The following is a 25,866-nucleotide window of genomic DNA, read 5'->3' as shown; positions in this document are numbered from 1 at the left end:
GGGCTCGAAGGCATGCAACCCTCCAATGAAATCCTCGCCGCGCTGGCGTCCTGCCGGCGTGGCTTCGTCAGCATCGGCGCGTTCAGCGCGGTGATCAACCTGCTGATGCTGGCCCCGGCGTTGTACATGCTGCAGGTCTATGACCGCGTGCTGGCCTCGGGCAACCACATGACCCTGGCCATGCTGACGCTGATGGTGCTCGGCCTGTATGCCTTCATGGGCCTGCTGGAATGGGTGCGCAGCCTGGTGGTGATCCGTCTCGGTGCGCAGGTCGACCAGCAACTGGGCGGTCGCGTCTACGACGCCACCTTCGATGCCAGCCTGCGGGTCGCGCGCGGCAGCAGCGCGCAGCCGCTGAACGATCTGACCAGCCTGCGCCAGTTCGCCACCGGCAATGCGCTGTTCGCCCTGTTCGATGCGCCCTGGTTCCCGCTCTATCTGGTGGTGCTGTTTCTCTTCCATCCCTGGCTCGGCTGGCTGGCGCTGGGCGGTGCCGCGCTGTTGCTGGTGCTGAGCTGGGCCAACCAGTGGCTGACCCGTGCGCCCCTGGCCGAGGCCGGGCAACTGGCGATCCATTCGACCCAGGCGGCCAGTGCCCACCTGCGCAACGCCGAAGCCACCGAAGCCATGGGCATGCTGACGCGCCTGCGCCAGCGCTGGCAGGCCGAGCACGGGCGCTTTCTGCAGTTGCAGAATCGCGCCAGCGAGCAGGGTTCGGTCTTTGCCGCGGCCTCGAAGGGCGTGCGCCTGGCCCTGCAATCGCTGATGCTCGGCCTGGGCGCGTTGCTCGCCGTGGATGGGCAGATCACGCCGGGGATGATGATCGCCGGGTCCATCCTCACGGGCCGCGTGCTCGGCCCACTGGATCAGCTGATCGGCGCCTGGAAGCAGTGGAGCGGTGCGCAGCAGGCCTACCAGCGCCTGCGTGACCTGCTCCAGGCGCAGCCGCCGCGTGCCAGCGGCATGAGCCTGCCGGCGCCGCGTGGCGAGTTGCGCGTGGAGCAGCTGTCGGCCTGTGCGCCGGGGGCACGCACGCCGGTGCTGGCGGGGGTCAGCTTCGCCCTGGAGCCGGGCCAGCGTCTGGTCGTGCTGGGGCCGTCCGGTTGCGGCAAATCCAGCCTGGCGCGCCTGCTGGTGGCGGCGCAGGTGCCGCTGGCGGGCAAGGTGCGCCTGGACGGCGCTGACCTGCAGCAATGGGACAAGCAGGCGCTTGGCCCGTACCTCGGCTACCTGCCGCAGGACGTGCAGCTGTTCGCCGGCAGCATCGCCGAGAACATCGCCCGCTTCACCGAGGTCGAGGCGGACAAGGTGATCGCCGCCGCGCAGATGGCCGGTGTGCACGAACTGATCCTGCGCCTGCCGCAGGGTTACGACACGCGCCTGGGCGAAGGTGGCGCCGGGCTGTCTGGCGGGCAGAAGCAACGCATCGGCCTGGCCCGGGCGGTTTACGGCCTGCCGGCGCTGATCGTCCTCGACGAACCCGACGCCAACCTCGACGAGGCCGGCGAGCAGTCGCTGCTGGCCGCGCTCGATCGCCTGCGCGAGCAGGGGCGCACGCTGGTGCTGGTCAGCCATCGCCCGGCGTTGCTCAAGGGCGCCGATCAGTTGCTGGTTCTGCGCGCCGGGCAGATGCAGGCCTTCGGCCCGGCCGCACGGGTGTTGCAGGATCTGCAGCAGAGCGCCCGTTCCGCCGCGCAGACCGCGCCGGTGCGGCGGGTCGCGCCGGCGCTGAGCATCAGCTACGGCGCCCAGCCGGGAGGCCGGCAATGAGTGCCCCGGCTCCTGTGCAGGGGTTGCATGCGGTCGATGCCGGGGCACCGACTCGCCTGGGCTGGTGGCTGTTGCTGGTCGGCTTCGGTGGCTTCCTCGCCTGGGCCGCGCTGGCGCCGCTGGATCGCGGCGTGCCGGTCAGTGGCACGGTGATGGTCAGCGGCAATCGCCAGGCGGTGCAGCATCCCGTCGGCGGTACGGTGCGGCGCATCCTGGCCCGCGACGGCGACATGGTGCAGGCCGGCCAGGCGCTGCTGGAACTGGACGACCAGGCATTGCGGGCCCAGGCCGAGGCATTGCGCGCGCAGTTGATCGGCAGCCGCGCCAGTGTCGACCGCCTGGCCGCCGAGCGTGATACGGCCGAGCACATCGACTTCGATCCCTGGCTGCTGGCGCGCGGCGATGATGCGCTGGTCAGTGCCAGCCTGGAATTACAACGACAGCTGTTCGCCAGCCGCCAGCAGGCGCTGCGCCTGGAACTCGAGGGGCTGGCGCAGAACCTCGCTGGCAGCGAAGCGCAGCTGGGTGGCCTGCGCGCGCTGCGCAGCAGCAAGCAGGCGCAGTTGCAGGTACTCGATGAACAACTGCTGGGCCTGCGCGAGCTGGCTGCCGAGCAGTACATCCCGCGCAACCGCCTGCTCGATGTCGAGCGCCAGCGTGCCGAGCTGCTCGGGCTGGTGGCGGACGACAGCGGGCGTATCGGCCAGTTGCAGCGGCAGATCGCCGAGTTGCGCCTGCGCGCCGGCCAGCGCCGCGAAGCCTTCCAGGAGCAGGTCCGCAGTCAGTTGGCCGAGGCGCAGGTTCGCAGCGAAGAACTGCGTCATCGCCTGGCGGGCCTGGAGGTCGAACTGCAGCAGGTGGTGCTGCGTGCGCCGGCGGCGGGCCAGGTAGTGGGCCTCAGCGTGTTCACCGAGGGTGGCGTGGTGGCGCCGGGGCAGGCGCTGATGGAGATCGTCCCTGAGCATCAGCCACTGCTGGTCGAGGGCCGGCTGAGCCCGGCGCTGGTGGACAAGGTCCACGCCGGCCTGCCGGTGGAGCTGCTGTTCAGCGCCTTCGAGCAGAGCACCACGCCACGGGTGCCGGGCACGGTGCAACTGGTCTCGGCCGATCGCCTGGAGGACGAGCGCAGCGGCGATGCCTACTACGCCGTGCGCATCCGCGTGGATGACGCAGGCATGCAGCAGCTCGGCGGCCTGCGCATTCGTCCCGGCATGCCGGTGGAAGCCTTCGTGCGCACGGGCGAGCGCTCGTTGCTCAACTACCTGTTCAAGCCGCTGCTCGACCGTACCCACCTGGCCCTGGCGGAAGACTGAGCATGCGCGTGATCTGTTTCCTGCTGCTGTCCTGCCTGGCGCTGCCGGCGCAGGCCCTGGCGCTGCTCGATGCCTACGCCCTGGCGCTGCGCAACGACCCTAGCTTCCAGGCGGCCATCGCCGAGCGTGACGCCGGCCTGGAGGAACGTGCGGTCGGCCGTGCCGGGCTGCTGCCCAGGTTGTCGTGGAGCTACAGCAACCAGCGCAACGAATCGGAGGTGAGTGCGGGCGGACAGCGCGTCGACCGCGACTATCGCAGCTACGCCTCGGTGCTGAGTCTGCAGCAGCCGTTGTTCGACTACGCCGCCTGGGCCGACTATCGCCAGGGCGTGGCGCGCGCCCTGCTGGCCGATGAGCGCTTCCGTGCACGCAGCCAGGAGCTGGCGGTGCGCCTGTTCGAAGCCTACAGCCAGGCGCAGCTCAGCGACGAGCGCATCCAGCTGGCGCGCGCCCAGCGCCGTGCACTGGTCGAACGCCTGCGCCTCAATCGACACCTGCTCCAGGCCGGCGAGGGCACCCGGACCGATGAACTGGAAACCGAGGCGCGCCTGGCCCTGGCCGAGGCCGAGCTGATCCAGGCGCGGGATGACCTCGATGTCGCCTTGCGCACGCTGGAGAGCATCGTCGGCGAGCCTCTGGATCGTGCCGATCTGCTGCCACTGGCCGACGACTTCACCGTGCAGCCGCTGCAACCGGCGCGCTTCGAGGCCTGGCGCGATCTGGCCATCGCCGGCAATGCCGAACTGGCAGCGCAGCGCCAGGCCGTCGAGGTGGCCGCCCGAACGATCGACAGGCAACGTGCCGGGCACCTGCCGACCCTGAGCCTGGTGGCCAGCAACCGTCTGACCAGCTCCGACTCGGAGAGCAGCTACAACCAGAAGTACGACACCGACAGCGTCGGCATCCAGCTCAGCGTGCCGCTGTTCGCCGGTGGCGGCGTGTCGGCGGCGACCCGCCAGGCGACGGCGGCCCACCTGCAGGCCGGCTTCGAACTGGATGCGCAGCGTGCCGACGTGCTGACGCGCCTGCGTCAGCAGTTCAACCTGTGCAGCAGCGCGCAGGCGCGGTTGCGCGCCTATCGGCTGGCCGTGGCGTCGGCGCAGACCCTGGTCGAGGCCACGCGCAAGAGCGTGGCCGGTGGCGAGCGGGTCAACCTCGATGTGCTGGACGCCGAACAGCAGCTGTATGGCGCCCGGCGCGACCTGGCCGAAGCGCGTCATGGCTACCTGCGTGCCTGGTTGCAACTGCGCCAGTTGAGCGGCGTGCTGGCCGCCGCCGACCTGGAGCGCCTGGCCGGCTATTTCGTCGACGCCGATTACTGAATGAAACCGACTGATTCGTCTTTACCTAACCGAACCATTCAGGGCTACCGCCATGACCGCACCTTCGCAACTTTCCCACCCGCTGCGCTCGCAGCGTCTCAACGCCATCACCCACGAGCCGCACAGCCGCCTCGATCAGCTGGTCAAGAGCCATGATCCGTTCGCCAGCCCGGAGCGTTTCGCTCATTTCGTGGCGGCGCAGTACCTGTTCCAGCGCGACCTGCAGGCGCTCTACAGCGATCCCGAGCTGACCCGGCTGATCGCCGACCTGCCGCAGCGCTGCCGTGTCGAGCAGGCCAGGCTGGATCTCGCCGACCTGCAACGTGACCTGCCGCAGGGCGATGAGCGCATTCGTGGCCAGGCCATGGGCACCGGCGAGGCGCTGGCCTGGCTGTTCGTTTCCGAAGGCTCCAAGCTCGGTGCGGCCTTTCTGCTCAAGCGCATGCCGGCGCTGGGTTTGAGCGAGAGCTTCGGCGCCCGTCACCTGGCGGAGCCGGAAGGCGGTCGGGCGCAGGGCTGGAAGGCTTTCACGGCGGTGCTCGACAGCATCGAGCTGGATGCCGAGCAGGAGCGCCAGGCCGAAGTGGCGGCGATTGCGGCCTTCGAACGCTTCACCGAGCACCTGGAGCGCTGCTTTGCCTGACGCCAGCCTGCAGCCCGGCTGGCAGCGCTGGCTGTGGCTGCTGCTGGCCTACCTGAGCATCGGCATGGCCATGCTCGGGGTGATCCTGCCGGGGCTGCCGACCACCGAGTTCGTCCTGCTGGCGGCGTGGGCGGCTTCGCGCAGCTCGCCGCGCCTGGCCGCCTGGCTGGAGAACCATCGGGTGTTCGGCCCGCTGTTGCGCGACTGGAAGAACGGCGGCCTGGTCGCCCGGCGCACCAAGTGGCTGGCCAGCCTGAGCATGCTGACAGCGCTGGGGATCATGATCCTGACGGTCGAGCACCGGCCTTCGGTGCTGTTCGCTGCAGCCGGTATGAGTTGCGGCGCGCTGTTCATCTGGACCCGCCCGGAGAAGCCCAGGGCTGCCTAGTTAACCCTGGGGTGGCCGGCGATAAGGGGCCCGGATTTCATCCGGGCTACGCCGTACCAGCGCCACCTTCTGCTGACCCCAATAAAAATGCCGCGTGGCTGGACGGCCACGCGGCATCGGGTACGACGGGGGCGATCAGCGATCAGAACGCCGGTACGACAGCGCCCTTGTACTTCTCTTCGATGAACTGCTTGACCTCGGCGCTGTGCAGGGCCTTGACCAGCTTCTGCACGGCCTCGGCGTCCTTGTTGTCGGCGCGGGTCACCAGGATGTTGACGTACGGCGAGTCGCTGCCTTCGATGGCCAGGGCGTCCTGGGTCGGGTTCAGCTTGGCTTCCAGGGCGTAGTTGGTGTTGATCAGGGCGAGGTCGACCTGGCTCAGCACGCGCGGCAGGGTGGCCGCTTCCAGTTCACGCACCTTGATCGCCTTCGGGTTCTCGACGATGTCCTTCGGCGTGGCGAGGATGCCGGCGTCCGCCTTGAGCTTGATCACACCGGCCTTCTGCAGCAGCAGCAGGGCACGGCCGCCGTTGGTGGCGTCGTTGGGGATGGCCACGGTGGCGCCCTGCGGCAGTTCGCTCAGATTCTTGATCTTGCTGGAGTAGGCGCCGAAGGGTTCGACGTGGACGCCGGCAACGCTGACCAGATCGGTCTTGCGGCTGGCATTGAACTCGTCCAGGTACGGCTGGTGCTGGAAGAAGTTGGCGTCCAGGTTGCCCTGCTGCACCTGCAGGTTGGGCTGCACGTAGTCGGTGAACACCCGCACCTTCAGCTCCACGCCTTCTTTGGCCAGGGCTGGTTTGACGAACTCGAGGATCTCCGCGTGCGGCACCGGGGTGGCGGCGACGTTGAGGGTTTCGGCCTGGGCCGAGAAGGCTGCGCAGGCAGCCAGGGCAGTCAGCAGTTTCTTCATTTCGAGGTTCCTTTTGGGAAGGTTGGCGCGGGTCTCGCGGGTGGCGAGTCGCCGCTTTTCATCATTACTTGCGAGAAAAGTGCACCACCAGGCGGTCACCGACCATCTGCAGCACCTGCACCAGAATCAGCAGCAGCACCACGGTCACGGCCATCACGTCGGGCTGGTAGCGCTGGTAGCCGTAGCGCACGGCCAGGTCACCCAGGCCGCCGCCGCCGACCAGGCCGCTCATGGCGGTGTAGCCGACCAGGGTGATCGCGGTGACGGTGGTGGCGGCGAGCAGGCCGGGCAGGGCCTCGGGCAGCAGCGCGCGGGTGATGATCTGCCAGGTGCTGGCGCCCATGGCCTGGGTCGCCTCGATGATGCCGCGCTCCACTTCGCGCAGCGCGGTTTCCACCAGGCGGGCGAAGAACGGCGTGGCGCCGACCACCAGTGGCGGGATGGCCCCGGCGACCCCCAGCGAGGTGCCGACCACCAGCTCGGTGACGGGCAGCATCAGGATCAGCAGGATGACGAAGGGCACCGAGCGCAGGACGTTGACCACCAGCGACAGCACGCCATACAGGGCCTTCTGCTCGAACAGCTGGCGCGGGCCGGTGAGGAACAGCAGGACGCCGAGCGGCAGGCCGAGCAGCACGGTGAACAGCATCGAGCCGAGCAGCATGTTCAGGGTGTCGATACTGGCCTGCCAGATTTCCGGCCAGAAGACGTTGGGCAGCAGTTGTTCGAGCATCAGCGCAGTACCTCCAGATGCACGTCGGCGGCTGCGAAGCGCGCCAGCGCGGCGTCGATGTCGCCACCGGTCAGGGCCAGGGTGAGCTGGCCGTAGGGGGTGTCCTTGATGCGGTCGATGCGCCCGGCGAGGATGCTGTAGTCCACCCCGGTCTCGCGGGCCACGGTGCCCAGCAGTGGCGCGTAGGTCGCGTCGCCCTGGAAGGTCAGGCGCAGGATGCGGCCTTCGACATGGGCGAAGTCGTCGCGCTGCTCGGCCTCGTCGACATGCTCGGACTCCTGCACGAAGCGCCGGGTGGTCGAGTGCTGCGGGTGCAGGAACACCTCGGCCACCGGGCCTTCTTCGACGATGACGCCGGCATCCATCACCGCCACGCGGTCGCAGACGCGGCGAATCACGTCCATCTCATGGGTGATCAGCACGATGGTCAGGCCCAGCTCGCGGTTGATCTCGGCCAGCAGGTGCAGCACGGCGGTGGTGGTCTGCGGGTCGAGGGCGCTGGTGGCTTCGTCGCACAGCAGGATCTTCGGCCGCGTGCTCAGCGCGCGGGCGATGCCGACGCGCTGCTTCTGCCCGCCGGAGAGCTGCGCCGGGTATTTCTTCGCATGCTCCTGCAGGCCGACGCGGGCCAGCAGTTCGGCAACACGGGCATCGATCTCGGCACGGCTCAGTTCGCCGGCCAGGCGTAGCGGCATGGCGATGTTGTCGGCGACGGTCTTCGACGACAGCAGGTTGAAGTGCTGGAAGATCATCCCGACCTGCTGGCGGAAGCGGCGCAGGCCATTGGCGTCGAGCGCGGTGACATCGACATCGTCGATCTCGATGCGCCCGCCGCTGGGCTCCTCGAGGCGGTTGATCAGGCGCAGCAGGGTGCTCTTGCCGGCGCCGGAGTGGCCGATGATGCCGAACACCTGGCCGCGTCCGATCTGCAGCGTGGTGGGCTGCAACGCCGGAATCTCGCGGCCCGCGACGCGGTAAGCCTTGTGGAGGGATTGAAACTGGATCACACGAACGACCTTTTGGGTGTGTTCAAGGGCGGGCTACGGGGTTGTCGAGCCGGCCATCGGGCGCCGGGTGGGCGCAAAAGGGCGCTAGTTTACCCGGCGGTGTTTAGGCCGAGAAAATCTTTGTTGGCCTATGGTTATTACAAAATGGCATTACCTGCAGCGCAGAAGCCGGTGTGCGGCACTACTTGCGCTGCGGGCTCAACAGCAGACGCGGCACCTGCTGCGGCACGATCTTCTGGCTCAGTCGCGGGCGGAAGGTCGGGTCGAGCTTCTTGATCCGTGCCGAGAGCAGCGCTGCGACCCAGGGATAGTCCTTGGCCTCGCGTACTTCGATGCGCACCGCACAGTGAAAGGTCACGACATCGGCTGCGACGCTGTCGAGCAGGCGGCGCAGGTTTTCGTTGTCCTGATTGTCCAGCATAGGCAGGGCGACGCTGCTGGTGGTGGCGTCGAGGTCGATCAGGCGTGCCTTGGGTGCGCGCTCGACGACCGGCTCCACGGCAGGTTCGGTGACTGCAGCGGCGGCGGCCTTGAGCTGACGCTCGGCCGCCAGGCGCTGCTGGCGCAGCTGTTCCTGACGCTGTGCATCGAGCCTGGCCGCTGCCTCCCGCGCCTGCTGTTCGGCGGCGTTCTGGCGGGCCTCTCGTGCGCGGTCGATGGCCTGGTTCAGGTCATGGCTCAGCGACGGTGCCTGAGGCAGCAGGCTGCGTGCCTGACCCAGCGCCTGCGCGGCGCGATCCAGATCACCCTGTTGCAGCGCCTCGCGGCCCTGTTCCATGTAGGCATCGGCCAACTGGCGCTGGTATTGCTCCAGGCGCGTGTCACCGCTGGCGCGACGCTGCAGGGCATCGAGCTGGCTGCGCGCGTCGTCGAGCCGCTCCTCGGCCAGGCTCACGTCAAGCTGGCGGAAGGCGCTGACCAGTTCATCGACCGGCAGCACGTTGTGCGATGGCGTGTTCTGGCAGCCGGCCAGCAGCAGAACCAGAACCAGGGGAAGACCACGAAAAGCGAACGACTTCATGACTACGCGTCTCGAGTTGTGCAAAAAACGCGCAATCATACAGGTTTGCGGTGCCGATTTCACGCCGCACGCTATACCGCTCCCCGGATGGCGCTCGGCTTACGCGACGCGCGCCATCATCCGTTGCGCTTGGGCAGGGCGAAGCTGGCCAGGAACAGTCCGGCGGCGCTGACCACGATGGACGGCCCGGCCGGTGTGTCCTGATACCAGGACAGCGTCAGGCCGCAGCACACCGCCAGCAGGCCGAGCAGGCTGGCGCCGATGGCCATCTGTTCCGGCGTGCGCGCATGACGCTGGGCGGCGGCGGCGGGAATGATCAGCAGCGAGGTGATCAGCAGGACGCCGACGACCTTCATCGCCACGGCGATCACCACCGCGATCAGCAGCATCAGGGCCAGGCGAATCGCCGCCACCGGCAGGCCTTCGACGCGCGCCAGCTCCTCGTGCACGGTGATCGCCAGCAGGGGGCGCCACAGCCAGGCCAGCAGCGCCAGCACCAGTGCGCTGCCGCCGACGATCCAGGCCAGGTCGCTGTGGCTGACGGCCAGCAGGTCGCCGAACAGGTAGCTCATCAGGTCGATACGCACGTCATGCATGAAGCTCAGCGCCACCAGGCCCAGCGACAGGGTGCTGTGGGCGAGGATGCCGAGCAGGGTGTCGGAGGCCAGTGGCTGGCGCTGTTGCAGGGTGACCAGCAGCACGGCCAGCAGCACGCAGCCGACGGTCACCGTCAGGGTCGGGCTGACGTCGAGCATCAGGCCCAGCGCCACGCCGAGCAGGGCGGCATGGGACAGGGTGTCGCCAAAGTAGGCCATGCGCCGCCAGACCACGAAGGAGCCGAGCGGGCCGGCCACCAGGGCCAGCGCCAGGCCGGCGAGCAGGGCGTTGAGGAGGAAATCGGGCATCAGTGTTTGCAACCTGGACCGTGAACGTGAGCCGGACCATGGATGGTCAGGCCCGCCTTGACCACGCCGCCATGCAGGTCGTGATCATGGTCGTGATGGTGGTGGTAGACGGCCAGGCTCTTGGCGTCCTGGCCGAACAGTTCGATGAAGGCCGGGTCGCCACTGACCTGTTCCGGGTGCCCGGAGCAGCACACGTGACGGTTGAGGCAGACCACCTGGTCGGTGGCGCTCATCACCACGTGCAGGTCGTGCGAGACCATCAGCACGCCACAGCCGTAGCGTTCACGCAGCTGCGAGATCAGCCGGTACAGCTCGGCCTGGCCGGCCACGTCGACACCCTGTACGGGCTCGTCGAGCACCAGCAGCTGTGGCTCGCGCAGCAGCGCCCGGGCCAGCAGCACGCGCTGCATCTCGCCGCCGGAGATGCTCTGCAGCGGGCTGTCGATCACCTGTTCGGCACCAACCTCGGCCAGCGCCGCGAGGGCGCGCTTGCGGTCCACCCCCGGCACCAGGCGCAGGAAACGCAGCACCGACAGCGGCAGGGTGGCGTCGACATGCAGCTTCTGCGGCATGTAGCCGATGCGCAGGCGTGGCGCACGGCGGACCTTGCCCCGGTCTGGCTGCAGAAGGCCGAGCACGACGCGCACCAGGGTGGTCTTGCCGGCGCCGTTGGGGCCGATCAGGGTGACGATCTCGCCAGGTCTCACGCTGAGCTGAACGTCGTCCAGCACGGCCTGGCCGTTGAACCCGACGGCCACGCCCTGCAGCTGGATCAGCGCGTCGCTCATCGTTCGTCCTTGCAGCCGGCGCAGAGGCCGACCACTTCCACGGTCTGGCTTTCCACCGCGAAACCGACGCCTGCGGCGCCGTCGACGATCGCCTGGCTGATGGCCGGTTGCTCCAGCTCGGTCGCGGCATGGCACACCCGGCAGATCAGGAACTGGCCCTGGTGGGCATGCTCAGGATGGCTGCAGCCGACGAAGGCGTTGAGCGACGCGATGCGATGCACCAGGCCGTTCTCCAGGAGGAAATCCAGCGCGCGATAGACGGTAGGCGGCGCGGCGCGGCGGCCATCTTCCTCGCTGAGTACGCCGAGGATGTCGTAGGCGCCGAGAGGCTTGTGGCTGGCCCATACCAGCTCCAGCACGCGCTTGCGCAGGGTGGTGAGGCGCAGGCCTTGGCGGGCACAGATGGCTTCGGCCTCAGCCAGGGCATGACTGACGCAGCGGGAGTGATCATGGGGGCGCGAGGCCAGTGGCGTGTCGGTCATGGGCAAGGACGGCGCTGGTAGGAGACGTTATTATATTACTCGCTCAGTGCGTCTCTAAAAACCACCTGCGTTGCCATCGCTGCGTTGAAACCAGGCCCAGGATGCTCATTTACCGCGGGTAAACTGCATCTTCTCGCCTGTCTGATTCGCTGGCGCTCAGCCTTCGGGCCAGCCTCTGGCTGATACGTCCGTTGGTCTTGCGCCTTGCGCTGGCTGCCGCGCCCAGGTTTGCAGGGGCGTCCACCCATCCAATCCGAGTATGTCCCGTGTCGCGTCTTATCTGTCTTATCGCCCTGTTCTTCGTCGCCAGCGCCCAGGCCGAGGTGCGTGTCCTGACCAGCATCAAACCGCTGCAATTGATCGCAGCGGCCGTGCAGGATGGCGTTGGCGCGCCCGAGGTGCTGCTGCCGCCCGGCGCCTCGCCGCACCACTACGCGTTGCGTCCTTCCGACGTGCGCCGGGTGCGCGATGCCGATCTGCTCTACTGGGTGGGCGCGGACCTGGAGAATTTCCTGCCGCGCGTGCTGAACAATCGCCAGAAACCGCAGGTGGCCGTGCAGGATCTGCCAGGCATGGCCCTGCGTCACTTCGGCGACAGCCACGAGGAGCATGCTGGGCACGGGGAGGATCACGCCGATGAGGACCTCGGCCATGACCACGACCACCGTCCGGGCAGCCTGGATGCCCATCTGTGGCTGTCACCGGTCAATGCCAAGGTAATCGCGGCGCGCATGGCGGCCGACCTGAGCGCGCTGGACGCGGCCAACGCGGCGCGCTATGCCGCTAACCTGCAGGCATTCGAACAGCGCCTGGATGCGCTCGACGGGCGCATCCGTCCGCAACTGGCGGCGCTGCAGGGCAAGCCTTATTTCGTCTTCCACGAGGCGTTCGACTATTTCGAGGCAGCGTATGGTCTCAAGCATGCCGGCGTATTCAGCGTGCTGACCGAAGTGCAGCCAGGGGCGCGGCATGTCGCGGCGATGCGTGAGCGTCTGCAGGCTGCGGGGCCCAGTTGCGTGTTCAGCGAGCCGCCGCTGCGCCCGCGCCTGGCGGAAACCCTCACCGCCGGCCTGCCGGTCAAACTGGCCGAGCTGGATGCGTTGGGCGGCAGCTTGCCGGTCGATGCCACGGCCTACCCACTGCTGCTGGAAAACCTGGCCAACGGCCTGAGCGAGTGCCTGAACAGCCTGTAGGGTGGAACGCGCTGCAGCGCTCTACCGGATAAACGCCGGCCCGAGCCTTTGATGGTGGATGAAAAAGGCGTCATCCACCCTACGCACAGGAAGATCCGCCGGGGCATGCGCGAGCGACGTCCCGGATCGCATCCGGGCTGGCAAGGCTGTTGTGGCAGGGGCTTCAGCCGCGACGCCCTCGCTACGAACTGTAACCACCGCTGCGTTGCCGCTCGCAGGCGCAAACCACTAGGCTTGCGCTTTTGCCGCGAGCGCCTGCCATGTCGCCATCCGCCTCTCGCCCGTCTAATGCCACGCTGGTGCTGCTGGCGTCGCTGTATTGCGCGCAAGGCCTGCCCTCCGGGCTGATCGCCCATTCGCTGCCGGTGCTGTTGCGTCAGCATGGTGTCGACCTGGCGCTGATCGGCCTGCTCAAGCTGCTGGCGTTGCCCTGGCTGCTCAAGGTGCTGTGGGCGCCCTGGGTCGACCGGCTGGCCTCACCCCGCCTCGGCCACCATCGCGGCTGGATCCTGCCGCTGCAGAGTGGTGTCGTGGTCTGCCTGGCCGCGCTGGCGCTGCTCGCGCCGCAGACCCTGTTCGGCTCCGGCTTGTGGCTGTTGCTCGGCCTGCTCGTGCTGATCAACCTGCTGGCGGCTACCCAGGACGTCGCCACCGACGGGCTGACCGTGCGCCTGCTGCCGGAGCGCTGGCGCGGCCTGGGCAACAGCCTGCAGGTGGGCGGCTACAAGGTCGGCATGATCGTCAGCGGCAGCGGCCTGCTGCTGGTGATCGACCCGCTGGGCTGGAATCTGGCGCTCGGCCTGCTGGCCGGGCTGGTCCTGCTGATGAGCGTGCCGATCCTGCTGTTTCCCGAGCGCCGGCTCCTGCCCTTCCAGCCCGCCCTGGCAGAAAGCGCCCTCGGCCCGCGTCTGCTGCTGAACCATTATCGCGGCCTGCTGGCACAGCCCGGCATGCTGCTGTGGCTGGCGGTGGTGCTGACCTTCAAGCTGGGCGACTCGCTCGGCTCGCCGATGATCAAACCGATGCTGGTGGACCAGGGCTGGAGCACCGCCCAGCTGGGCCAGCTGACCCTGATCGGCAGCCTGGCCGGTATCGCTGGCGCCCTGCTCGGCGGCCTGCTCTACGCCCGCATCGGCGTGCTGCGGGCATTGATCCTGTTCGGCGCCCTGCAGGCGCTCGGCATCGCTGCGCTGGCCTTGCTGGTGGGGCAGGGCGCCAATACCGTGCTGGTGTATGCCGTGACCCTGTTCGAGCAGGTGGCCGACGGCATGTCCACCGTCGCCCTGTTCGCCGCGATGATGCGTATGTGCCGCCCGGAACACGAAGGCGCCGACTTTACACTGCAGGCCTCGGCGCAGGTGTTGCTGTCCGGTTTCGTCGGCGCCAGCAGTGGAGTGCTGGCCAAGGCGTTGGGGTATGAGGGGCTGTTCGTTGGGGCGGGAGTGTTGGGGATGCTGGTTTTGATGTTGTTGATTCCGCATGGCCGCAAGATGGTTCAACAAGCGCAGCACTAGTCTGCATGCATTCGGTCAGGGCCCCGCTTGAGCTCTGATATGACGAGATTCGCAGAGTCGTGACCTGAGTTTGGGCCGCATGCCTTGCGTGAGATATGTTCGTATAGCGCTTTGAGATACGTCCTGACGGGCCTGCCTAGGCTAAACGGACAACTGATTCAACAAGGATGTTTCATGAATAACCGATTGATCCTCTCTCTTCTCCTGCTTGCCACCCTGGAAATTCGGCTGGCTCGCTACTGTCGCGGCACACCACTGACCGCGCTGCGCAAACAGAGCTCGGCTGCATGTTGAAGATCAGGATCGGCGAACGCTGGGGCCGACTGACGTCCAGCGGCAGCGGCACATTCATGCTGGTACTGCTGATAATGACGGCGATAAGCATGAGTTTCTTGTGGCTGGCCTTTGAGCCAGCGCGTGACGCCGGTGGCTGCGTTACTCAGGCCGCTCGCGGCATGCGCGGAACGCGGGTCTGCGATCAGGGGAGCGTCAACAGGCATGTGCTGTTAAGCCTGATTATCGGCATACTCTTTGGCTATCTCGCTTTGCGCATGCTCTGGCTCGCAGGTTGTGAATTTTTCAGGCCGCTGCCAGAGGAGCCGCTGAATGCCGTGCTGCAATTGCTGCTGAACCTTGAGTATGTGGAGGTTCTGAACAGAACCGAGCTGGCCGATGGCCTCCAGCTCGATCTACTGCGGCTGGATCGCAACGGTACACCCGATGCAGCTTTCCGCCTTCGCATGCTCGGCTTGCAGCAACACAGCTTCTACTCCAAGGACAGTCGTCCGCGCGACCTGTTACTGCTGCTGAAGACTGGCCGTCGGATGAGCTTTTCCCCAGCCACGCGCCTGGCCCACCCGCAGCATGCTCATATAGACGCGAGCATCTATGGGCCAAGTTTTCTGGACGGTCAGCTTACGCTGAAGGCTGCCAGCCACCGGCTCGAACGTCTGAAGTTGCCGATTGGCAATGAGCAGGTGGGTGCGTAGGCGCCATCAGGAGGTCGGCCAAGGCCTTGTGTTGACGCATGTTCGGCATGAAGCCACTCCTAAGGAACTTGTTTCGCACCTCTGCAAATATCTCGATGATGGAGCGTTACAGGTCGTACGGGCAGAAGGTTCCAATGGGACTGAACTTCGCCATCTAGGCTGGGTTATGCCCGTCGGCAACTTTGTGCTCTCTACCCTTTACACCTCTCCGCGTAGACGCCTCTCTCGCTCTTCGCGTTGTTCACGTCTTCTTGCTGGGCTGAAGGGCGGATCGCCAATGGTAATCATCGGCGGTATGCGAATGTGTTGTGCCGCAGGCAGTTGAGCAACTCTGCTCAAAACGGAATACACCGACTCCGCACTGCGCTTGGTGTCGATAAGCAGGTGAGGCTTTTCGCCGTATGGCACTTTCATTTTGATGATGTACTTACGAACCCATGTGGTGCCGTATCGGCCCATATCTCGATAATGGTCACGAGTCACCAGTTCCGTGATCTCCCGGTAAGGAACGAAAATACTGGCATGGGCCGTCAGGTCTTGCGCATGGCCGATGGCCAGATGAAGCCCCTCAGCGTCGAAGTGGGCCTCGTAGGTGGTGTCGGGAAATATCCAGTTCGCGATTACCAACGCAATGATCGGATATCCCCCCAACAGGCAGAACAATGTGACCGTAAGCCCTGCAACGTCGACGTGGAGTGACGCGATAAAAGCCGGAAGAAGTACTAACCATCCCCATCTCAGCACATGCGTCATGAACGTGGCAGAGTGGCGTTCGATCATTGAAACTCTGTCAGTGTCATCGACGGTAAAAATGCTATCCGGGAAAACCTTTATCAGTGCATTCATAGTGCTATGTGGCCGTGCAAGGTAGAGGCCTAAAAACGGTGTAACCACACTGGTTGTGACACTGAATTAGGTAGTCTCTTGCGGTGCGGTGTTCGCTCGCCTATGCCTTTTGCAGGCCAGTTTGCGGGGCGTTACCCGCTGCTTGGTTGATGAGCGCATTGGCTTCTGTCAGAAAATTCTCTGTGAGAGATACATTGCTCAGAAAGAAGCGTTGATTGTCTTCCTTCATGTCGATCGTCAGCGACTTGAAGAATGGATTGCGTCGAACGCGGATCTTCTTGATATCACTGGCACGAAGCAGTTCGTTGCGACGGTAGGATTTGGATTCGTCAGCGTATCGAATTCCCTCGGCTGTCAAGGAGACGCATACATATTGGTCGCGTCGTGCGAGTGAAGCAGCAATGAATAGAATGACATTCACGGTAATGGATAACCCGATGGGCCAGCCGGCTAGATAAGCGCCTAGATTAGTAAAGGGAAAGAAGATAAGCGCGAGTAGGATGCTCGTTATCGTTGTGCTGAACATAGCCCAGGACATGACGCTGAGGTATTGTGCAGGGTTCCAAGTTGCTTGTGGCATGATTCTTCCTTGTGATGATATTGGTTGTAGGCAAGAATTTTGTGTCTGTTTGTCGTACTTCTGCTGTTAGAAGAGCTTGCACCATTTTGCGTGCATGAGGCATCTGCAAGGGAAGTAAGCAGTCGCTCTGTGAAGAGAGCAAAATAGTAGTGCCGGATTTTGAAACTAGAGTGGCAGTACCGAGGTGCTCTTTTCTTTTAGTGGGAGTCCTTTTGGTCGTTCGCGGATGAGAATGATGTGTCTATCGAAGTTGCGTTGATCCGGAAAATATAGAACGGCCAGTCCACATATTCATTTGCGTGCGGGCTGATTCCAAGGAAGAGCCTGTAAGAGTTTTTTCAAGGCACTGCTCATAAGCGATCATTGCTCGATTTTGGCACCTGCCAAGGTGGAGCATTTTATCTTTCTGAAGCCCGCTCTGCCTCTGCTACAGTCGCGACTAGAGTACATTCTTTAGGTGGTTATTAGTAGATGTCAAATGACTCATTGATTGGTTGTAGATCAGGGCGTTTTCGATTTATTTCTCTTAGAGCGGCGGCTAGCTGTTGCTTTTTGCAGAATAAGAACAGTGTGCCTTTGTCCATAGCCTGAAAGTGTGTGTTGAAGTAATCGAAGTGCAGTCCTATGACTGGGCGGCTTGAATGAATAGAGATTTTTTTATATCGTGCCCACTCATGGGTACGATGATGATACTCGGTATGCATTTCTTGGAATTTGCTGGAGTTAGCCAGCCCTAGATAAAGTAGCCCTATGCCGCCAGGCCCGGCGAGTGCGACCCAAAAGGTCGATGGGTCCAGTGCGACAATGAATAGAACGGCGATAGCGGCAATAGCCGTAAGCCATTTCAAAGTGATTATCCAGCCTTTACCTGGCGCTTTCCACTCGCAGACCTCTATGCCCGTTTCGGTCAGGCGATAAGCAAATTTTGTTTTTTGATGAGTTGTGCCGTAAATGGCCGCCATGGTTAATATGTAAAATGGTATTCCTATTGCTATGGACTTTGAAGAGTTAGGGTTAAATATCTCGCCCATCCACCCAAATAATATAGTGGTGAATAGAAAGAGGAAAATAAACATGGAGTTTGCGACGGTCGTATTATAAGACCTTGCCTTGATTTTCCACTCCAGCAACGCATGCTGATTAGTGTGCTTCCACTGATGGTGGTCTGGAAGTTCGATGGACTGGCTCCAGGGGAGAGCCTGGGTAAATTTGTTCAAGGTACTGCTCATAAGCAATAAGCGTGTGGCATGCCAACACCAAGGCTGAGATATACATCATTTACTGCGCCTACCGCATGGGCGTAGTCATGGGGAGGCTCACCCGTTGGTAGTGGCAGTGGCGCCAGGTAGCTAACCCGTCCGCCTAGAAAGCCCTGGCTATCCCCTGCCTTGTGTGGTCTATCCAGGCCGGGTGTGGCGGCAAAGGTGTCAGAGGTATTGCACATGCTGGGCCATCAGGTTGGGGCGGCTGAGTGCATCGAGCTGGTTGATACGATCCTGCATCGCCAGTATCGCGGCCTTGAAGATGCGGTCGTCCATATCACGCCAGTAGCGCTCGGGGCGGCCGGTGCGGCGGTCGTGCTCGGCGGTGGTGGGGTCAAGGTGACGGAACTCCTCTAACACAGGGATATCCGGCAACGGCTTGCTGATATCCATATAGTTCTGCCACATGTCCCACAGGGCCAGACTGTTTTTGTCGGAGCTTTGTCGGCCGATCAGGGGCATGAAGTCGATGGCCACCGGTTGGTAGCGATGCACCAGATGCAGGGAGTAGAGCGGCATGCCCTGGCGCGTGGGCAGCATATGGACATAGGCGTCGAACTCATGGAAGGGACGGATAAAGTCCCCGTCATAACCCTGCTCCTTGAACTGCCCTGGCTTGCGGGCGAAGACGGTGACCATGCCGGTTTGACGATTGAGTTCCCAGAGAGGGCCTTTGGAGGGGGTGATTATGAAAGTCCTTGGAAGGTAAAAGAATGCAATATGTGCAGCTAACCATGCCGTCAACGATGGGATTGCAACCCATAACCACATATCAAAGGTGCTTTCCAATTGATGTAGCCAGGGTGACTGGTCTACGGGTAGAAGCAATAGAAATCCAACTGCTAATAAACCAGTCCATATTAAAAAAAATCCTTTACCAATACTTCCTATAAAAATCCACAGCTGAGTCCATGCAGAAGCGCGTGCTTGACGATACCGAATATGGTCACAGGCGTTATGGAACTTTTCCTGTTTGCGGGCACGGCTACCTGGGTTTCTACTTTCTTCTTCTTCCTCCTCACGAAGCTCGGCTGGTGAGTCGTCTTCGATAAAGGTCAACGGCGCGACTTCCTGTGTATTGCCCCAGGGCAGGCGCATGCAGAGGCGTCCAGCATGGTCACGGACTTGTGCTGCTTGTTCCGGGAGTTGCCGTGAGTCATGGGCCGTGGCGGCGTATAGGGTGTTCTGGTTGTCCATCTCGGGCATTTTTCAAGGCCTGTTGTTGTGCTCGTCGGCCCAGAAGGCCTTACCGACATTGCGATAATCCGGTTTAGCGTGGTTTTTAGAATCATAACGCAGCGGGTCTACAGGCAACGGGGCAGGGAATACCCATTGGCGTTGGCCGTCGTCGACCTGCAATTGGGCGCGTACGGCCCAGTCATAGCGATAGGGAGCGCTGCGGGCCACGGTCGGCTGTTCCATATAAAGCTCTACTCCGCCCGGAACCTGGCGCTGGGCGACGAAACTGGGCGGGGTCTGAGCCCCTGTTGATTGGCTGCCCCCCAGATTGAAGTTTTGTCCAGGGGGCAACTCCACCTCTATGCTGCTTTGCTCTGCCAGCAGCGGATGGCCTGCTGTGGGTGTGTCGAAACGTAGAAGGCGCAGCCAGGTGCCGCCGCGCAATTGGCTGCGCCCCAGAGAGCTCACCAGGCCAGGCAGGTTGCTTTCTATGCTGATACGGATATTGGCTCTGCGCATGCTGTAGAACCAGGCTCGTTCTTCCGGGTCGCTGCCTGGGTGGCCCTGCAAGGCCTCGGCATGGTGTGGGTTGGCCTCGACGCGGATATGGATGCCGGCCAGCAGACTGACCAGGCGGTAGAAGGCCTCCTGCGGATCCTGCAGGTGGGCAGGACGCTTGCTACCGACCAGGCGAGACATCAGGCCTTGGTCTGCCTGGCCATAGGGGCCGAGCTTGAGCCATTCCTCCAGAGGTGTGTCGTCCAGCCACCACACCAGAGCAGCGCCGGCGAGTACCAGCGCCAGGCCTATGGCGGTGGCCCAGCCGGCCGGCCCCAGGGCCAACAGGGGAGCGCCTGCGGCGGGGCCGGCCATGAAGGTGGCAGCGAATATGGAGACACCACCGAGCGCCATGACCGCATACCCCCAGCCGGCCTCATCGCCGAGGGCGAATTCATGCATGGCGTCACTGACGCTCAGCGCGGCAAAAAGGAAAGCTGTACCAGCGTTGAGTAGAACCCGTCCGGTAAGGTGGGTGGCGAATATCCTGCCTTGACTTCCTGGTATCTTCCACAGCTTGTGATCCAATGCCTTAGCAACGCTATCCATGCCACGGGTAAAGATGGTGGCTTGGCGGTAGGTGCGGATATCGTGGGCAATTCGTTCAGAGAGAATCTCTAAGGCAAGAGCGAAATCATATATAGCGCCTATGTATCCCAAACGCGCTCTGTTACCGCCACGAGTTCTTTCAACTGACTCGAAGGAAGCTATCTCTGCCTTCACATTCCACACCTCAACCATTGTCAACAATGCCGGCATGATGGGCGTGCTAAGCAGTCGATAGATGCCGCGTCGTGCTTCGCTGGCCTGGTTGAGGTGAGGAGACGCCTTCGCCTGGTCGTAAGCGGCCTGTTGTTCCACGAGGCGCAACTGGGCCTGATACTGTTCCCTCAGTCTTCGTTTTACGGCCTGCATGCGTGCGGCAGTGGCATGTTGTTTGGACATCACCATCCGGTAAACGTCGAGTTTCTGCAGTGGCATGCCCGCTTGCCGTGCAGTATCGATATTAGTGGTGGCGATGGGATTGCCGTGCCCGTCGAACAGGCTTCCGGTCATGCGGATGGCTTGCTGTTGAGTCATTTCCTCGCCTAGCAGATCAACGGGAAACGTATAGTGCTCGCGCTCATTGACCCGGCCGCTGCGTTCAAAGTGAAGGTCACCGAGCGTTTCTGGCAGTGATCCTCGGATCATGCCCATGACCTGGTTGTATGCGCTGGGGTCTATGTACAGTGCCAGATGCGCTAATCGACTTCTACTTGCCGTATGCCGTTGAATTCGCGAGGTACGTTGGTTCTGTTTGTCGACCTCGGCCTGTTGCTGGTCGCGATTCTGACGCGCCTGCGCAAGGCTGGCCTCGGCACGTAGAACATCGTCCATCACGGCCCAGAAGTTACCCAGAACGGTCATCGTGGCTGCCACCGTTTTCTCAACGCTGAGCAAGGTCTTGAAATCACCACGCTCGGCACCCGCCACCAATAGTCTAGCCTCCAGTAACTCAAGCTTCTGCAGGTCTGGCAACGTGGAACGCTCCAGGGCCGCCAAGGCTTGTGGACGGAAGCGGCCGTCACCGAGGTTTTGTTCGGGGGTAGTGGGTGCCACATAGGGGGCGAAGCAGGCTTGTGGCTCGACTTCGGGCCAGAGCATGGCATGTAGCGGGTTGCTCTTGTTTCTGACGAGACCCATCAACAGGCGCTCTGCTTTGCCTGCTGCCGGACGGCCTAGAGTGAAATTCAGTGGGTCGTTGAATGGCTTGGCCAGCGTTGTCATGCATTGGCCGGTAATGGCAAAGGCGCCGAGGTAGTCGAAACCTTCCAGGCAAAACAAATCGCCGAGCGTCTGCTGGGTTTGGTGACTCTTCATACACGTGGTCAGACACTCGCGAGCTTTGCGATGGTACCGCTCGATGTCTCCTTTCAGCGGGGTGCCGAGGTCATGCTGGACTCGCTGTCGCCCTTCGCTGTCCAGGTTTTCCGCGAATTGATTTAAAGGGTTTTTCTGGCCGTCGATATGTGTCGGCAGAATGAAGTTGCTGACCAGCATCGCGCTGGCGTGATGAGGCTGCTGGGTGGCCAGTTCTGCTGCCAAGTGCACACGTTGCTGAGCGGCATCCATACGTCCGCTCAACTGACGTAGACGATAAAGATCGTCCTCGACCATCACTGCTGCGATTTGCCGGGTTCGGGCATCGGCAAGCATGTCGGCTGATGCCGGTAGTGATTGCCAGGCCTTTTCGGCTTCGACCAACTGTTGTTCCGGTGAGGGGGCGTTGGCTGACGCCGAACTCTTCTGTGGCGCGGCTGCGCGCTGCGGAAGCAGTTCACGCTCCATGCACAGGTTGAGTGCATCCATTTCAGGTGCGCTGCGTGGGTTGGGTGTCTGGCCTGTTTTGTAGCGATCGAGAAAGGCACGTGCCCGACTATGACAAGTGGCAGGGTATTCCCCACTTAAATCATGCAGGTATTCGGCTGGGTGGTCGAACTGCAGTTCATGCGGGGCTGCGCGAGGACGTTGAGGCTTGGCCAGGCTCAAGGGGAACAACCGGTTGGCCAGGTTGTGACGGCTTGCTTCGGCATTCACCGCAGCTTGTGCGGCCGCCGGGTTATTCAGGATCGCGCTGGCGATTATGCCTCTTGCCAAGGCTCGGTTGTCCGGGCCGTTAGCGAGGCGTCTGAACTCCTGCGCAGATATCTGAGTGTCGATACTCTGGCAGCGCTGGGCACGCAACGAGGCATCCTGTTCGAGGCGCTGGAGGCGCGGTGCAGGGAGCTGGACTTCGGCATAGGCCAGTTGTAGGTCATCGACTTTTCGATTGTTCCAGCGAGCCGGTAGCCAGACTTCTTTCAGGCCCTTACCGCGTGCTGTGCGCGAGCCTGAGCTGAAACCATCTTGTTTTCGGACCGCGCGTAGATCAATGTCGTGATAGGTCGTCGTGCCATCTTCTGCCTGACGAATTTCCAGTTCTCGCCAGAGCTTGCCTTGGTAGAACACGTAGAGATAGCCCGGTCTGCCCAGTACGGGAACCCCTTGATCTCTATCATTATCTACACCGCGTATGGGGGTCATGGGGATGATGGGGACGACCTGGTTCCACTGTCTGTCTTCCTGCCTGGGCGTACTCTTGGCGTCATCCAGCAGAGGCAGGCGAATGGGGTTTCCACTTTCCGTTTCGATTTCCAGGCACAAAGTCCGCTTGGGCTGGCCCTCCCAGACCCACACATGCAGCACGTTGCTGAAGCTGTCGCTGCTCTGGATCTCCGGTTTGTCTTGCTGAGTCAGACTGGTCAGTGGCGCATTCTTTTCATCGCAGATCACCAGCTTCTGGGTAGTCGGGTGATCCTTGCCCACTACCTGGACGATGAGCTTGCCAGCTTCGCAGGCGGCGCCTTTGCTCAGTGCGCATACGTTGTTGCTCATACGCTGCTTTCCTTGTCGGTCGTATTCTGGGTCAGGTGTCTGGCGAGAGCGTCAAGGCGCTCCTGATTGGTGCCGGGCGGGAGTACGTCTGGCGACGTAGCGTGTGGGCTGGCATGCCGCAGGTCGAGGTAGGTGTGTAGCGACTCAGCTGTCACAAAGCCGGCCTGCATACCCGCATTCAGGTAGTCCCAGGCCCTTTTGAAGGCAATGCCACTCTGGCGTTCCCACCACTGGTAAAGAAAGTGCTCGCCCTGTTGACGTTGCAGCGCTTGTTCCTGTCTGGGGGGCAGATGCAGTTCATGCGTGGTGGTTCCGGAGTGCCATTCCTGTGCCTGCCGGTTTTCGATGTGCTGCCAGGCTTCGCGGCCGTCGGCGCGGTCGTGCCAGGTGCCGCCATACCAGGTCAGCCGCTGTATCGGGCCGAGCCACAGGGGGCGTGTTTCCTCATCATTGGCAGGGAAGAAGTAACTGGCGGTACGTGGCCTAGAGTAGCGTAGTACGCCGCGGCGCTCCTGATCGAAGCGGATGAACAGGATATGACGCAGGTGGGCCAACAGGCCTTCGGTTGGTCCCGTGATTTCAAGCTGCAGGCCGGGCCAGGAGGCCGGTTCATTCTGCACGGCAGCAAGCAGTGAGGGATTGGCCTGTGCATCGATCAGCAGGGGGCTTTCTTCCTCGCAAGCGGCCAGTTCTGTGCCGTCGAACAGGCGTATAGGATCCGGGTTCTCGCCAAGTCGATACAGGTCGGGCAGCAAATGTTCCGTGCGCTCCAGCAACAGCCAATGCCCTGTGCTCATACGCTGGCTCCAGCAGTCATGGCCTTACGGCAGGGACAGTCGGATAGCGGGCATTGCATAGGGGTTCCACCCTTGGGTTTCTGACAGAGCTCGACGATGGGCAACTCTTCACGCAGGCGCTGCTTGAGCAATGCTCCCGGCACATCCGCATCCGCCGGCCTCACCGCGCCAGGCAACACCGGCGCTGCCCCCGAACCGCTGCCCGCTGCGCCGCCGGAGTTGATCTTGATCACCGGTCCGACCAGGGTCACGCCGCCGCCGTCGAGCTTGATGAAGCTGCCGCCGCCCTTGAGGGTCAGTTCGCTGCCGGCTTCGAGCACGACCTTGAGGCCGCTGCTGAGGTGAATTTCCTGGCCGGCCTGGATGAACTGGCCGTTGCCCAGCTTGATGTGCTGGCTGTCGCCGACGGTGAGGTGGTCGTTGGCCTTGATCTCGGTCTTGCGATCGGCGTGAGTGGTGCGGTGTTCTTCGGCCTTGAAGTGGCTGTAGGCATTGGCCTCGACGGTGTCGTGGCGTTCGTTGCCGACGCGGATCTTCTGGTCGTGCTCGATGTTCTCGTCCCAGTCGCGCTGGGCGTGGACGTAGATCTGTTCGGCGCCCTTGCGGTCCTCGATGCGCAGTTCGTTGTAGCCGCTACCACCGGGACTGCTCAGGGTCTTGAACACGCTGCGGGTCTTGTTCGCCGGCAGGTCGTAGGGCACCACGTGTTCGGCGTGGTACAGGCAGCCGGTGACCAGCGGCTGGTCGGGGTCGCCTTCGAGGAAGGTGACCAGCACTTCCATGCCGATGCGCGGGATGGTGATGGCGCCATAGCGATCGCCGGCCCAGCTGGAGCTGACGCGCAGCCAGCAGCTGGTCTTGTCGTCGGCCTGGCCTTCGCGGTCCCAGAAGAATTGCACCTTCACCCGGCCGTATTCGTCGCAGTGGATCTCTTCGCCGGCCGGGCCGGTGACGACGGCGCTCTGACTGCCCAGGATGCGCGGCTTCGGGTGCTCCAGCGGCGGGCGATACGGGACGTCCCACGGGGTGGCGACGAACTGGTTGCGATAACCCTGGGTGAAGCCGTCGTCGGCTCGGGTGTCGCTGATGACCGACTCTTCCAGCACCTGCGGTTGCTTGCCTTCGTGCAGCACCTCGGTGAGCAGCCAGAGCTGGTTCCAGGCGTCGCGCGGGTGGTCGGTCAGGTCGAGGAAGTGGCCACTGACCAGGGTTGGCGAGTCGCCATCGCCCTGGGCCTGCGCGAAGTCATGGCGATGGCGTTCCAGGGCGCGCGTGGCCAGGTGCTTGCCGCGCTCGCGGTCGGTGTAGCGGCCGGGGTAGTCGTAGTCCTCCAGCTTGGGCTGGGCGTCGCCATCGGCCTTGGCTTCCAGTTGCAGGCGTGGCTTCTCGAAGTCGTAGTCACGGCGCGTGACTTGGCTGGTGCGGGTCTCCACGCGGACGCCGAAGTGCTTGATCACCGGGTCGTCGGCCACCAGGCCGGTGTCCTGCTGGTAGGCCAGCGGTGCCAGGCGCGGGAAGACGGTCTGGTCGTCGCCGAAGGTCAGGACGTGGCCTTCGCTGCTGTGCTGGAAGTGGTAGTGAATGCCTTCCTCTTCGCACAGGCGCTGGACGAAGTGCAGGTCGCTCTCGTCGTACTGCACGCAATATTCGCGCTCGGGGTAGATCGAGCCGAGCTGGAACTGGTATGCATCGGCCTGGATGCCGTGTTCCTCGAGCACCTGGCTGATGATCTTCTCCACCGTCAGGTGCTGGAAGATGCGCTGGTTGGTGCAGTGTTTCAGATAGGTCAGCTGAGGCACCAGGGTCAGGCGGTAGCGGGTCATGCGCTTGCCGGACTCGCCCTGGGCGATGCGGTGGATCAGGCCGTGGATGCCTGCTCCCTTCTGGTCGAACGCGAGAAAGGCACGTTGATGCAGCAGGCTTTCCAGGTCCAGGTCGGGCCTGTCGCTGATCAGTTCCACGGCGAACGCATACGGCTGGCTGACCGCCTCGCGCCCGCTGAACTCGAGCACCTGCAGGTCGTGTTCGACACCTTCGATGCTGAGACTGAAATGGGTCTGGTTGGCCTGGGCGAACATTCGTTGTTCCTCTCGATCATTCCATGATGGGCGCGTGGCGCGCTCCAGGTTGTAACCGATTCGGCCGCGCGCTGCTGGCAGCGGTCGAGGTTTTCGGCAACTGCCGCGCCTGTCCGACGCGTTTTGCCGAAACGCAACGGCCAGGACGATGCCTGGCCGCTGCGGTGACGC

General features: G+C 63.3%; 22 protein-coding genes. 8 read left to right on the top strand and 14 right to left on the bottom strand.

Annotated elements, in window-relative coordinates:
• The first annotated feature begins 12 nt into the window (after window positions 1-12).
• Genes EWH21_RS00485 through EWH21_RS00465 form a run of 5 tightly spaced genes read left to right on the top strand, consistent with a single transcriptional unit; the run spans window position 13 to window position 5,436 of the window.
• Entirely contained in the window at window positions 13-1,770 is a 1,758-nt protein-coding gene (locus EWH21_RS00485; protein WP_277700645.1) for a type I secretion system permease/ATPase, read from the top strand.
• On the top strand, window positions 1,767-3,083 hold the full coding sequence (locus EWH21_RS00480) for an HlyD family type I secretion periplasmic adaptor subunit (RefSeq protein ID WP_277699547.1): 1,317 nt from the start codon (window positions 1,767-1,769) through the stop codon (window positions 3,081-3,083). Before EWH21_RS00485 ends, EWH21_RS00480 begins: the two co-directional genes overlap by 4 nt.
• A gap of 2 nt (window positions 3,084-3,085) precedes the next feature.
• Window positions 3,086-4,405: a TolC family outer membrane protein gene (locus EWH21_RS00475; RefSeq protein ID WP_277699546.1), complete on the top strand. Its 1,320-nt coding sequence runs from the start codon at window positions 3,086-3,088 to the stop codon at window positions 4,403-4,405.
• 52 nt (window positions 4,406-4,457) lie between these two features.
• Window positions 4,458-5,048 (top strand): biliverdin-producing heme oxygenase, encoded by a 591-nt coding sequence (locus tag EWH21_RS00470; RefSeq protein ID WP_150607201.1) that lies wholly within the window; start codon window positions 4,458-4,460, stop codon window positions 5,046-5,048.
• Window positions 5,041-5,436, top strand: coding sequence for a YbaN family protein (locus EWH21_RS00465; RefSeq protein ID WP_152490008.1), 396 nt, complete (start codon window positions 5,041-5,043; stop codon window positions 5,434-5,436). Before EWH21_RS00470 ends, EWH21_RS00465 begins: the two co-directional genes overlap by 8 nt.
• 142 nt (window positions 5,437-5,578) lie before the next feature.
• Here the strand turns inward: EWH21_RS00465 and EWH21_RS00460 are convergent, their stop codons facing one another.
• From EWH21_RS00460 to zur, 7 genes are all read right to left on the bottom strand, one after another.
• Window positions 5,579-6,349 (bottom strand): MetQ/NlpA family ABC transporter substrate-binding protein, encoded by a 771-nt coding sequence (locus EWH21_RS00460; RefSeq protein ID WP_037055526.1) that lies wholly within the window; start codon window positions 6,347-6,349, stop codon window positions 5,579-5,581.
• Between the two features lie 64 nt (window positions 6,350-6,413).
• Complete coding sequence (locus tag EWH21_RS00455) at window positions 6,414-7,082, bottom strand: methionine ABC transporter permease (RefSeq protein WP_037055525.1); 669 nt, start codon at window positions 7,080-7,082, stop codon at window positions 6,414-6,416.
• Window positions 7,082-8,089 (bottom strand): methionine ABC transporter ATP-binding protein, encoded by a 1,008-nt coding sequence (locus EWH21_RS00450; protein ID WP_277699545.1) that lies wholly within the window; start codon window positions 8,087-8,089, stop codon window positions 7,082-7,084. Before EWH21_RS00450 ends, EWH21_RS00455 begins: the two co-directional genes overlap by 1 nt.
• A 181-nt stretch (window positions 8,090-8,270) precedes the next feature.
• Entirely contained in the window at window positions 8,271-9,110 is an 840-nt protein-coding gene (locus tag EWH21_RS00445) for a PA5502 family lipoprotein (protein WP_277699544.1), read from the bottom strand.
• A 116-nt stretch (window positions 9,111-9,226) separates the two neighbouring features.
• A complete protein-coding gene (gene znuB / locus EWH21_RS00440) occupies window positions 9,227-10,015 on the bottom strand; it encodes a zinc ABC transporter permease subunit ZnuB (protein WP_037055522.1) in 789 nt (262 codons plus the stop codon).
• Window positions 10,015-10,803, bottom strand: a complete 789-nt coding sequence (znuC, locus tag EWH21_RS00435; RefSeq protein WP_277699543.1) for a zinc ABC transporter ATP-binding protein ZnuC — start codon at window positions 10,801-10,803, stop codon at window positions 10,015-10,017. Before znuC ends, znuB begins: the two co-directional genes overlap by 1 nt.
• The gene (zur, locus tag EWH21_RS00430; protein ID WP_037055519.1) at window positions 10,800-11,285 is read right to left on the bottom strand and encodes a zinc uptake transcriptional repressor Zur; all 486 of its coding nucleotides are present in this window, start codon (window positions 11,283-11,285) and stop codon (window positions 10,800-10,802) included. Before zur ends, znuC begins: the two co-directional genes overlap by 4 nt.
• Before the next feature lie 266 nt (window positions 11,286-11,551).
• On the opposite strand from zur, the gene znuA reads away from it, so the two are divergent.
• From znuA to EWH21_RS00415, 3 genes are all read left to right on the top strand, one after another.
• Complete coding sequence (gene znuA, locus EWH21_RS00425; RefSeq protein ID WP_277699542.1) at window positions 11,552-12,478, top strand: zinc ABC transporter substrate-binding protein ZnuA; 927 nt, start codon at window positions 11,552-11,554, stop codon at window positions 12,476-12,478.
• Window positions 12,479-12,738: 260 nt separating this feature from the next.
• Window positions 12,739-13,992: an MFS transporter gene (locus EWH21_RS00420; RefSeq protein WP_277699541.1), complete on the top strand. Its 1,254-nt coding sequence runs from the start codon at window positions 12,739-12,741 to the stop codon at window positions 13,990-13,992.
• Window positions 13,993-14,279: 287 nt separating this feature from the next.
• Window positions 14,280-14,981 (top strand): hypothetical protein, encoded by a 702-nt coding sequence (locus EWH21_RS00415; RefSeq protein ID WP_206596183.1) that lies wholly within the window; start codon window positions 14,280-14,282, stop codon window positions 14,979-14,981.
• A gap of 198 nt (window positions 14,982-15,179) precedes the next feature.
• Here the strand turns inward: EWH21_RS00415 and EWH21_RS00410 are convergent, their stop codons facing one another.
• The 7 genes from EWH21_RS00410 to tssI all read right to left on the bottom strand — a co-directional run bounded on the left by EWH21_RS00410 (window position 15,180) and on the right by tssI (window position 25,695).
• Window positions 15,180-15,761, bottom strand: coding sequence for a hypothetical protein (locus EWH21_RS00410; protein ID WP_277699540.1), 582 nt, complete (start codon window positions 15,759-15,761; stop codon window positions 15,180-15,182).
• 166 nt (window positions 15,762-15,927) lie between these two features.
• Window positions 15,928-16,407 (bottom strand): hypothetical protein, encoded by a 480-nt coding sequence (locus EWH21_RS00405; RefSeq protein WP_277699539.1) that lies wholly within the window; start codon window positions 16,405-16,407, stop codon window positions 15,928-15,930.
• 464 nt (window positions 16,408-16,871) lie between these two features.
• The gene (locus tag EWH21_RS00400; protein WP_206596186.1) at window positions 16,872-17,624 is read right to left on the bottom strand and encodes a hypothetical protein; all 753 of its coding nucleotides are present in this window, start codon (window positions 17,622-17,624) and stop codon (window positions 16,872-16,874) included.
• 210 nt (window positions 17,625-17,834) lie between these two features.
• On the bottom strand, window positions 17,835-18,866 hold the full coding sequence (locus EWH21_RS00395) for a hypothetical protein (RefSeq protein ID WP_277699538.1): 1,032 nt from the start codon (window positions 18,864-18,866) through the stop codon (window positions 17,835-17,837).
• A 12-nt stretch (window positions 18,867-18,878) separates the two neighbouring features.
• Entirely contained in the window at window positions 18,879-22,820 is a 3,942-nt protein-coding gene (locus tag EWH21_RS00390; RefSeq protein ID WP_277699537.1) for a toxin VasX, read from the bottom strand.
• Window positions 22,817-23,617 (bottom strand): DUF4123 domain-containing protein, encoded by an 801-nt coding sequence (locus EWH21_RS00385; protein ID WP_206596190.1) that lies wholly within the window; start codon window positions 23,615-23,617, stop codon window positions 22,817-22,819. The genes EWH21_RS00390 and EWH21_RS00385 overlap by 4 nt, the downstream gene beginning before the upstream one ends.
• Window positions 23,614-25,695, bottom strand: coding sequence for a type VI secretion system tip protein TssI/VgrG (tssI, locus tag EWH21_RS00380; protein WP_277699536.1), 2,082 nt, complete (start codon window positions 25,693-25,695; stop codon window positions 23,614-23,616). Before tssI ends, EWH21_RS00385 begins: the two co-directional genes overlap by 4 nt.
• Between the last annotated feature and the right edge of the window lie 171 nt (window positions 25,696-25,866).

It is taken from the genome of Pseudomonas sp. REST10, from assembly GCF_029542605.1.
GTDB lineage: Bacteria > Pseudomonadota > Gammaproteobacteria > Pseudomonadales > Pseudomonadaceae > Aquipseudomonas > Aquipseudomonas khazarica.
The sequence above is the reverse complement of the archived record's forward strand: the minus strand, read 5'-3'. Positions and strand labels throughout refer to the sequence as shown.